Here is a 2,909-nt window from a genome sequence, read left to right as displayed (position 1 = left end):
CGCAGCTGCCGGCGCCGGCGCATTCGCGGCTGTGCTGTTATTATGGCGCTCTTACCGGAGTCAAAGAGAGCGCCCCATTGGCACTTTCCACTGGGGAATGGCGAAGAAACTGCTGTTTACGAGCCTTAGCGTCAGCATGAGTTCGCTCTTATTAGTGCTGTTTCAGCTGGTCGATTCGTTTACTGTCTATCGTCTGCTCGAACAGCCGCTCGGTACAGAGGCCGCCATGGAACAAAAAGGCATCTATGACCGTGCGCAACCCCTTGTGCAATTCGGGATTTTATTGGCGACTTCTTTGACGCTGTCGCTCGTGCCGCTTATTGCCCGCACGATGCACCAAAAAAGCGGCCGCAGCCCGGAGCTTTATACGAGCCTCGCATTTCGCGTGTCCGTGTTGTTTGCGGTCGCTGCGTCCGCTGGTTTGACACTGGTCATGCCTTATGTGAATGAAGCTTTATTCCAGACGCCGGTCGGATCTTTTGCACTGATTGTTTTTAATTGGCAAATCGTTTCGATGTCGCTTGTGCTGGTGTTGACGGCGATTCTGTACGGCTTCGGAAAAATCCGCGTGCCGGCGCTGTTATTGTTTATTGGTTTGATTCTGAAACTGGCAGGTAATTTATTACTCGTGCCATTGTACGGCATCACCGGGGCAGCGCTTGCCGGCAATATTGGCTTGGCCTTTATTGCGGCAGCGCTCATCTGGTATTTTAAGAAAGTTTGGCCGCTGCAATTTGCTCACGCCCGTTTTTATGGCTGGCTCCTGGCAGCGTCCGTGGCGATGACGATCGCGGTGTACGCCTTTGTAGTGGTGATCGTGCCGCTATTGCCATGGTCCGGCCGGTGGGAAGCCGTATTCATCACACTGACCGCCGTGCCGCTCGGCGCTGCCGTGTTTTTACTGGTGGTGGCAAAATCACGGATCATCACCGAAAGGGAATGGTACATTATCCCGTTCGGACGCCGGCTGGCTGCGTTGCAATTGGCGCTCAATCCACGAAAGAAAAGGAGTTAGACAATGCATACCATTCATATACTCGGCCTTGGCGCCGGGGATCTTCTGCAATTGCCGCTCGGCGTATACCGTACCTTGAAAGAGGCGGACCCGCTTTACTTGCGGACAGCGGATCACCCGGTCGTTACAGAGCTGGAGACAGAAGGCTTACGTTACGAGAGTTTTGATGCAATTTACGAAAAGCATGACGATTTTGCGCCGGTTTATAAGGAAATCGCCGAGACGCTTATTGCGCTTGCGGAAAACGCATCCGTTTATTACGCAGTGCCGGGACATCCGCTCGTTGCGGAACAGACGGTGCAATTTTTGATCGAAGCAGAAAAACAAGGACGCTGTGAATTGTCGATCGCCGGGGGGCAAAGCTTTTTGGACGCCATATTCGGTGCATTGCGCATCGATCCGATCGAAGGCTTCCAGCTGGTCGACGGCATCGGCCTCGACAGCGACCGGTTGAATATGACCGAACACATTTTGATCGCGCAAGTGTATGACCAATTCAGCGCATCCGAAGTGAAACTGTCGCTGATGGAGAAATACCCGGAAGATTACCCGGTAACGATTGTTACAGCCGCAGGGGCCACTTCAGAGCGCCTGCGTACGGTGCCGCTCCACGAACTCGACCGTTCGGCGGAAATCGATAATTTGACGACTGTCTATGTGCCGCCTGCAACGGAGCAGACGCAGCGTTTGAAAGAATGGCAGACATTCCGTGAGATCATCGCGAAACTGCGCAGTCCTGAAGGCTGCCCGTGGGACCGCGAGCAGACACATGAATCACTGCGTCCTTTTTTACTCGAAGAAGCGCACGAATTGCTTCAGGCGATCGAAGAGGAAGATGACGAAGCCATCGCGGAAGAACTCGGCGATGTGCTATTGCAAGTGTTCTTGCACGCGCAAGTCGGCCAAGACAGCGGCTATTTCCAACTCGAAGATGTGCTAGAAGCCATTAGCGATAAAATGATTCGCCGCCATCCGCATGTGTTCAGCGATGTGGAAGTGGCGTCTGCAGATGAAGTCGTGGATAATTGGCAAGCGATCAAGCGCCAGGAAAAACCGGCGGGCGAATCGCTGCTCGATGGCCAGGACCGCTACAGCTCCTCGTTATTGACCTCGTATAATTATCAGAAGAAAGCCGCAAAAGCAGGCTTCACGTGGAAAGACGCGGACGGCGCATGGGCGAAGTTCGAAGAGGAATTGCAGGAGTTCAAGATTGAAGTGGCGAATGGTTCCAAAGACCAGCAGCTCGATGAATTCGGCGATTTGTTGTTCACGCTCGTCAACATCGCGCGTTTTTACGGCTTGTCGCCCGAACAGGCGATGGTCCAAGCGAACCGTAAATTCCGCACGCGCTTTTCGCACGTAGAGCAGCGCGCGCAAGAAGACGGCCGCACGTTTTCAGATTACACATTAGACCAGCTCGACAGCTTCTGGAACGAAGCAAAAGCTGGACACAGAGAGGACGAAAATCATGAGACTCGATAAATTCCTGAAAGTTTCCCGTTTGATCAAACGCCGTACTTTGGCGAAAGAAGTAGCCGATCAAGGCCGCATTTTAGTCAATGGCAATAAAGCGAAAGCGAGCAGCGTCGTCAAAGAAGGCGACGAACTGCAGATCCGCTTCGGGCAAAAAGTAGTCACTGCCCGCATCGACCAATTACGCGAAAACGTCCGCAAAGAACAAACAGCGGAAATGTACACGATCTTGAACGAAGAAAAGCTTGATAAAGTAGACCCGAGCTTTGTGGACGACGAAGCATAAAGAATGAAAAAGAACCCAGCCGGTTAACGGTTGGGTTCTTTTTGTGTAGGCGAGAAGCTGGGTGTGGCCATATACGGCATGAAATAGTGAGGAGGAGATTGCGTTACAGGGGCACGCTTGCCGGGGGGCGGGCGT

3 protein-coding genes are annotated in these 2,909 nt (G+C 53.0%); all 3 read left to right on the top strand.

The window, feature by feature from the left end:
- The coding region (locus ON064_RS17900; RefSeq protein WP_274625828.1) for a lipid II flippase MurJ at positions 1-1,015 on the top strand (1,015 nt) is incomplete at its 5' end.
- Positions 1,016-1,018: 3 nt separating this feature from the next.
- Positions 1,019-2,497, top strand: coding sequence for a bifunctional methyltransferase/pyrophosphohydrolase YabN (gene yabN / locus ON064_RS17895; protein WP_274625827.1), 1,479 nt, complete (start codon positions 1,019-1,021; stop codon positions 2,495-2,497).
- A complete protein-coding gene (locus tag ON064_RS17890; protein ID WP_058382220.1) occupies positions 2,484-2,774 on the top strand; it encodes an RNA-binding S4 domain-containing protein in 291 nt (96 codons plus the stop codon). Before yabN ends, ON064_RS17890 begins: the two co-directional genes overlap by 14 nt.
- The last annotated feature ends 135 nt before the right edge of the window (positions 2,775-2,909 follow it).

This window comes from Planococcus sp. A6 (genome assembly GCF_028823615.1).
GTDB lineage: Bacteria > Bacillota > Bacilli > Bacillales_A > Planococcaceae > Planococcus.
The sequence above is the reverse complement of the archived record's forward strand: the minus strand, read 5'-3'. Positions and strand labels throughout refer to the sequence as shown.

What these genes read in the sequence shown, in the direction of transcription:
- yabN (WP_274625827.1), top strand. Translation starts at nt 1,019, where the DNA reads ATGCATACCATTCATATACTCGGCCTTGGCGCCGGGGATCTTCTGCAA.
- ON064_RS17890 (WP_058382220.1), top strand. Translation starts at nt 2,484, where the DNA reads ATGAGACTCGATAAATTCCTGAAAGTTTCCCGTTTGATCAAACGCCGT.